Raw genomic sequence first — 6,654 nt, 5'->3', positions numbered from 1 at the left:
GCGGGTGAGGACAACGTCCTCTACCCCATGAAGGACGCCCTGCGCGCCCGCGCCACCGTCGGCGAGGTGTGCAACGCGCTGCGCGAGGTGTGGGGCACCCACACCCCTCCGACACCTACTGAGCCGGGAGCCGAGTTGAATCACCTACGTGTGGTCGTGGCCAAGCCGGGCCTCGACGGCCATGACAGGGGCGCCAAGGTCATCGCCCGTGCCCTGCGCGACGCGGGCATCGAGGTCGTCTACACGGGGCTCCACCAGACCCCGCGGCAGATCGTCGACACCGCCCTCCAGGAGGACGTCGACGGCATCGGCCTGTCCGTGCTCTCCGGCGCCCATCTCACGCTCTTCGCGCAGGTGATGGAGTTCCTGAAGGAGGAGGACGCCACCGACATCACGGTGTTCGGCGGCGGCATCATCCCCGAGGCCGACATCCCGCCGCTGCTCGGCCTCGGCGTCGCCGCCCTGTTCACCCCCGGCACCCCGACGCGCGAGATCACCGACTGGGTGCACGCCCACGTCGGCCGCGACCGGGCCCGCAACGGAGCGCTCTGACCCGACGGGCCCGAGCGGCTCCCCCGCGCCCTCCCCCCGGCGCGGCCGGCCTCATCCGGTCGCCAGCATCAGCGCCGTCATCAGAGACCGGGCCTGCACATTGAGGTAGTTGCCGTGCCGCAGCAGCGCCTGCGCCTGCGGTACCGACACCCAGCAGAAGTCCGGTGGCAGATCCGGCAGATCGCGCAGGTCCCCCTCGTCCGGCTCGACGATCAGATTGCGGGTCAGCGCGTGGTGGAAGCGCCCGCCCTCCTCGGACTGCTCGGTGTCGAACAGCACCCGCCCGGCGCGCGGCGCGAGCAGCAGGTCGAGGAACTCGGGGCGGCGCCCGCCCTCTCCGTGCGCGGGACGTGACGAGCACTGCACCGTGGGACCGAACTCGGCCACGTTCAGGGTGCCCGCCTCCACCCGGGCCCGCAGCAGCACGTGCGGCACCCCGTCGACGCGCCGCACGAGCAGCCCGGCGAGCCCCGCCACCGGGGCGAGCAGCGGCTGGGCCCAGCGGGCCACCTCACGCGCCTGCGCCTCCACGGTCACGCCGAGCACCGTGAAGTACCGGCCGTCGTCCCGCCCGATGCCGTCCCGGGTCCGCCGCCACGGGCCGACGGCGTCCTCCAGCACCTTCCGCAGCGGGAGCTGCTCCTGGGTCAGTTCGTATCTGAACCGGGCGTCGGCCAAGGCCGAGAGCACCTCGGTGAACGAGTGCAGGGCGTCGTCCTCGCCCGCCGGGGCCGGCCGCCCGGCGGAGTCCGCGAGCAGCCGCGGCGGCAGCGTCGACAGGACCGTGCGGCTGTCCATGTTCACCAGGTGGTCGCGGCGGAGCAGCGCGCCGACCCGGCGCAGCGACAGCCAGCGGAACCCGTCGAGCGCGGGCACGTCCTCGTCCGTCATGACGACCACGTTGCGGTTCCGCTTGTGCAGGAACCACCAGCCCTGCTCGGACTGGAGCGAGTCGGCGAGCACCCGGGCGCCACTCCGGTCCCCGGTGAAGTACTCCGTGTACGGCACGGGGCGGCCCCGGTGCACCCCCGTGAAGTTGCTGCGGGTGGCCTGCACGGTCGGTGAGAGCTGCAGCCCGTTGACGTTGCCCGGCTCCATCTTGGCCTGCAGCAGGCAGTGCACCTCGCCGCGGGACTCCTTGAGCAGGATGCCGAGCAGCCCGACCTCGGGCTGCACGATGACGGGCTGGGTCCAGCTCCGCGGCCGCCGCCCCCCGGCGCCGAAGTCGGTGGTGGCGCGCAGCCCGGAGACGGAGAAGAAGCGGCCCGAGGAGTGCACCAGGTCGCCGGTGTCCCGGCAGAAGCGCCAGCCCGGCAGCGCGTCGAGCGGCACGCGCCGCACGCTGTGGGGGTGCCTGCGGCGCTGCTCGTCCAGCCACCGGTCGAAGGAGACGTCCCGTGCCACGGCGGGAGGCCGTGCGGTCTTCCATGAGGCCATGCGGGCATGGTCCGGGGGCCCGCTCGAGAACCGGTCGACGGCGGCCGGCCGGTCCCTCGGGCCCGGCCCGGTCCCCCGCCGGCCGCGGCGGCGGCCCCCGGCACCCCGGACGGCCCCGCTCCGGGCCGCGTCGAGCCCTCCTTGAGGAACCACCTGCACGCTTGCGGAACATGAAGGCGCTCATACTGTCAGGGGGGACGGGGTCGCGGCTGCGCCCCTTCACCCACTCGACCGCCAAACAACTGCTGCCCGTAGCCAACAAGCCCGTTCTCGTCCACTGCCTGGAGAACATCCGCGACGCGGGCATCACCGAGGCGGCCGTCATCGTCGGCACGCACGCCGCCGAGATATCCCAGGTGGTCGGTGACGGTTCCGCGTTCGGTCTCGACCTCACCTGTCTGCACCAGGACCGCCCGCTGGGACTCGCGCACTGCGTCCAGCTCGCGGCCGGCTTCCTCGGCGACGACGACTTCGTCATGTACCTGGCCGACAACGTGTTCGCGGACGGCATCGCGGAGGCCGCCGAGGCATTCGCCGCCGACCGCGCGGACGCGTTGCTCCTCGTGCAGCCGGTGGCCGATCCGCGTGCCTACGGGGTGGCCGAGGTGGGTGCCGACGGCCGGGTGCACCGCCTGGTCGAGAAGCCGGCCGAGCCCGCCGGTGACCTCGCCGTGCTCGGCGTCTACTTCTTCACCTCCCGGATCCACCGGGCGGTCGCCGGGCTGCGCCCCAGCGCCCGCGGCGAACTGGAGATCACCGACGCCATCCAGCGCCTCGCCGACGGCGGCGCCCTGGTGCGCGCCCACCGCTACGACGGCTACTGGAAGGACACCGGCAGGGCGGAGGACCTGCTCGACTGCAACCGGGAACTGCTCGGGCGGCTGACCGGACCCGTCGTGCACGGGGACGTCGACGCCGCCAGCACCCTCAGCGGCCCGGTCGTGATCGGCCCGGGAGCCCGGGTGCGCGGCAGCCACCTGGTGGGGCCGCTGGCGATCGCCGCCGGGAGCACCGTGACCGACTGCACCATCGGGCCGTACGTCTCCGTCGGCCGCGACTGCGTCCTGCGGCACGCCGCCGTCGCCGACTCGATCCTCCTGGAGGGTGCCGTCGTCGACGGCGTCCCCGCCCTCGACCGCTCGATCATCGGCCGCTGGGCCCGGATCGGCCGCTCCGCCGCCGCCCGGCACCAGCTCTTCGTCGGGGACCACGCCAACGCGGAGGTGGCGGCGTGAAGCCGCCGTCCCCCCGCGACAGTGGCGTGCTCCGCTCGCGACAGCGGCGCGCTCCGCCCGCACCCCACCGGCTCTCGTCCGCGGCCCGACGGGAACTCCGACGAGCCACGAGCGGCAGGCGAGCCGCCCCCGCGAAAGTGGCCGATGAGCCGGGCGCGGCCGCGTCCGCGGTGACCGGGGTGACCGAGATCTCCGGCAGGCGGAAGCGGGACCGACGCCACCGGCCGTGCCCCTCGCGGCCTCCTCACCGGCCTCCCCGTTCGCGCGCGGCCACCACCCCCGTCCCCTGACACACCGTCACCCGCAGCCGTGTCCCGGCCGGCCGCCGTACCTCCCGTACCCCCCCTACAAGGAAACTGGAGAGCCATGTCCCGCCGCCTGTTCACCTCGGAGTCCGTGACCGAGGGCCATCCGGACAAGATCGCCGACCAGATCAGCGACGCCGTCCTCGACGCGCTGCTGCGCGAGGACCCGGCGTCCCGCGTCGCCGTCGAGACGCTCATCACGACCGGCCAGGTGCATGTGGCGGGTGAGGTCACGACCACGGCGTACGCGGACATCGCGACCCTGGTGCGCGACAAGATCCTCGAGATCGGCTACGACTCCTCGCAGAAGGGCTTCGACGGCGCCTCCTGCGGCGTCTCGGTCTCCATCGGCGCACAGTCCCCGGACATCGCGCAGGGCGTCGACACGGCGTACGAGAGCCGGGTCGAGGGCGACGAGGACGAGCTCGACCAGCAGGGCGCGGGCGACCAGGGGCTGATGTTCGGCTACGCCACCAACGAGACCCCGAACCTGATGCCGCTGCCGGTCGAGCTGGCCCACCGCCTCTCGCGCCGCCTGACCGAGGTCCGCCGGGACGGCACCATGCCCTACCTGCGCCCGGACGGGAAGACCCAGGTCACCATCGAGTACCTGGGCAGCCGCCCGGTCCGGCTCGACACGGTCGTGGTCTCCTCGCAGCACGCGAGCGACATCGACCTGGGCTCGCTGCTCACGCCGGACATCCAGGAGCACGTCGTGCAGTACGTCCTCGACGAGCTCGCGGAGGACGGCATCAAGCTGGAGACCGAGGGCCACCGGCTCCTGGTCAACCCCACCGGGCGGTTCGAGATCGGCGGCCCGATGGGCGACGCCGGCCTGACCGGCCGCAAGATCATCATCGACACCTACGGCGGCATGGCCCGCCACGGCGGCGGCGCCTTCTCCGGCAAGGACCCGTCCAAGGTGGACCGTTCGGCGGCGTACGCGATGCGGTGGGTCGCCAAGAACGTCGTCGCCGCCGGGCTCGCGGAGCGCTGCGAGGTCCAGGTGGCCTACGCCATCGGCAAGGCCGAGCCGGTCGGCCTGTTCGTCGAGACCTTCGGCACCGCGGCCGTCCCGCAGGCCGACATCGAGCGGGCCATCTCCCAGGTCTTCGACCTGCGCCCGGCCGCCATCATCCGCGACCTCGACCTGCTCCGCCCGATCTACTCCCAGACCGCCGCCTACGGCCACTTCGGCCGTGAACTGCCCGACTTCACCTGGGAGCGGACCGACCGCGCCGACCGGCTCAAGGCCGCGGTCGGACTCTGACCCGCCTCCACCGACCGACGGCCGGCCACGGACCGGCCGGCCGACCGAACGGCCCCAGCCCCGGCCCACGCACCCAACGGGAGTGCTCACGTGCGTATCGCGGTGTCCGGCTCGATCGCCACGGACCATCTGACGGTGTTCCCCGGCAGGTTCGCGGACCAGCTCATCCCCGGCCAACTGGACCATGTGTCCTTGTCGTTCCTCGTCGACGACCTCGAAGTACGGCGCGGCGGTGTCGCCGCCAACATCGCCTTCGGACTCGGCAGCCTCGGCCTCAGGCCGCTCCTGATCGGCGCGGTCGGCACCGACTTCGGGCCGTACGAGGTGTGGCTCAAGGAGCACGGCGTCGACACCGGCGGCGTCCTGGTCTCCGCCGAGCGGCAGACCGCCCGGTTCATGTGCACCACCGACCAGGACGCCAACCAGATCGCCGTGTTCTACGCGGGCGCCATGGCCGAGGCGCGCGACATCGACCTGACGGCCCTGGTCGGGGACGGTCCGGACGCCCCCGGCGCCCGGCCGGACCTGGTCCTGGTCGCGCCCGACGATCCCGAGGCGATGCTCCGCCGCACCCGGCAGTGCCGGGAGCTCGGCCTCCCGTTCGCCGCCGACCCCTCGCAGCAGCTCGCCCGCCTCGACGGCGCGCAGGCGCGCGACCTCGTGGACGGCGCCCGCTGGCTCTTCACCAACGAGTACGAGGCCGCCCTGCTGCTCGAACGCACCGGCTGGACCCACGGCGAGGTGCTGGACCGGGTCGGCACCTGGCTCGTCACGCTCGGCGAGAACGGCGTCCGCGCCGACCGCGCCGACGGCACCCGTCTGCGCGTTCCCGCCGTGCCCGGCGTCCCGGTCGCCGACCCGACCGGTGTCGGTGACGCGTTCCGGGCCGGTTTCCTCGCCGCCACCGCCCGGGGACTGGCCCCGACGGCCGCGGCCCGGCTCGGCTGCGCGCTCGCGGCCGAGGCGATCCGCACCGTCGGCTCCCAGTCGTACGAGGCCACCCCCGACCGGCTCCTCGCCAACCTCACGGCCGCGTACGGCGCCGACGCCGCCGCGGACCTCGCACCCCACCTGGCGGCCGGCGCACACGAGGGCGGCGACGCCTCGTGACGGCGGCACCCGGAACCCTCAGGGAGGCACTCGCCACCCGGGTGGTGGTGGCGGACGGGGCGATGGGCACCATGCTGCAGGCGCAGGACCCGACCCTGGAGGACTTCCAGCAGCTCGAGGGCTGCAACGAGATCCTCAACGTCACGCGGCCGGACATCGTCCGCTCGGTCCACGAGGCGTACTACGCCGTCGGCGTCGACTGCGTGGAGACGAACACGTTCGGCGCGAACTTCGCGGCTCTCGGCGAGTACGACATCGCCGACCGCGTGTACGAGCTGTCCGAGGCCGGTGCCCGGGTGGCCCGCGAGGTGGCCGACGAGTTCGCGGCCGGCGACGGCCGCCCGCGCTGGGTGCTGGGCTCCATGGGCCCCGGCACCAAGCTGCCCACGCTCGGCCACGCCCCGTACACGACCCTGCGTGACGCCTACCAGCGGAACGCGGAGGGTCTGCTCGCGGGCGGCGCGGACGCGCTGCTGGTGGAGACGACGCAGGATCTGCTGCAGACCAAGGCCGCCGTCCTCGGGGCCCGCCGTGCCCTGGAGACCGCCGGCCTGGACGCGCCGCTGATCGTGTCGGTGACGGTGGAGACGACCGGCACGATGCTGCTGGGCTCGGAGATCGGTGCGGCCCTGACCGCGCTGGAACCGCTGGGCATCGACATGATCGGCCTGAACTGCGCGACGGGCCCGGCGGAGATGAGCGAGCACCTGCGCTTCCTCTCGCGCCACTCCCGCATCCCGCTGTC

The 6,654-nt window shown here is 73.6% G+C and carries 6 protein-coding genes; 5 read left to right on the top strand and 1 reads right to left on the bottom strand.

Translation table 11 applies throughout. The features are described from left to right. The first annotated feature begins 135 nt into the window (after positions 1-135). Positions 136-552 (top strand): cobalamin B12-binding domain-containing protein, encoded by a 417-nt coding sequence (locus ABZ340_RS36100; RefSeq protein WP_358786129.1) that lies wholly within the window; start codon positions 136-138, stop codon positions 550-552. A 51-nt stretch (positions 553-603) separates the two neighbouring features. Here ABZ340_RS36100 and ABZ340_RS36095 read toward each other — a convergent pair whose 3' ends face one another. Next, positions 604-1,989: an NDP-hexose 2,3-dehydratase family protein gene (locus tag ABZ340_RS36095; RefSeq protein WP_358786128.1), complete on the bottom strand. Its 1,386-nt coding sequence runs from the start codon at positions 1,987-1,989 to the stop codon at positions 604-606. 170 nt (positions 1,990-2,159) lie between these two features. Here ABZ340_RS36095 and ABZ340_RS36090 point away from each other — a divergent pair, with 170 nt between their 5' ends. From ABZ340_RS36090 to ABZ340_RS36075, 4 genes are all read left to right on the top strand, one after another. Then, complete coding sequence (locus ABZ340_RS36090; RefSeq protein WP_358786127.1) at positions 2,160-3,224, top strand: glucose-1-phosphate thymidylyltransferase; 1,065 nt, start codon at positions 2,160-2,162, stop codon at positions 3,222-3,224. A gap of 366 nt (positions 3,225-3,590) precedes the next feature. Beyond that, entirely contained in the window at positions 3,591-4,799 is a 1,209-nt protein-coding gene (gene metK / locus ABZ340_RS36085) for a methionine adenosyltransferase (RefSeq protein WP_358786126.1), read from the top strand. Positions 4,800-4,889: 90 nt separating this feature from the next. Further along, positions 4,890-5,909 (top strand): carbohydrate kinase family protein, encoded by a 1,020-nt coding sequence (locus ABZ340_RS36080; RefSeq protein WP_358786125.1) that lies wholly within the window; start codon positions 4,890-4,892, stop codon positions 5,907-5,909. After that, a partial coding sequence (locus tag ABZ340_RS36075; protein ID WP_358786124.1) for a homocysteine S-methyltransferase family protein occupies positions 5,906-6,654 on the top strand: 749 nt, incomplete at its 3' end. The genes ABZ340_RS36080 and ABZ340_RS36075, both read left to right, overlap by 4 nt.

The sequence above is a fragment of the Streptomyces sp. NPDC006134 genome (assembly GCF_040628835.1).
Classification (GTDB): domain Bacteria; phylum Actinomycetota; class Actinomycetes; order Streptomycetales; family Streptomycetaceae; genus Streptomyces.
Note: the sequence above shows the minus strand (reverse complement) of the source record. Positions and strands in the feature narration are given on the sequence as shown.

Bases quoted from the DNA above. Each gene is read 5' to 3' on its own strand.
- metK (WP_358786126.1), top strand. From the start codon at position 3,591: ATGTCCCGCCGCCTGTTCACCTCGGAGTCCGTGACCGAGGGCCATCCG.
- ABZ340_RS36095 (WP_358786128.1), bottom strand. From the start codon at position 1,989: ATGGCCTCATGGAAGACCGCACGGCCTCCCGCCGTGGCACGGGACGTC.
- ABZ340_RS36090 (WP_358786127.1), top strand. From the start codon at position 2,160: ATGAAGGCGCTCATACTGTCAGGGGGGACGGGGTCGCGGCTGCGCCCC.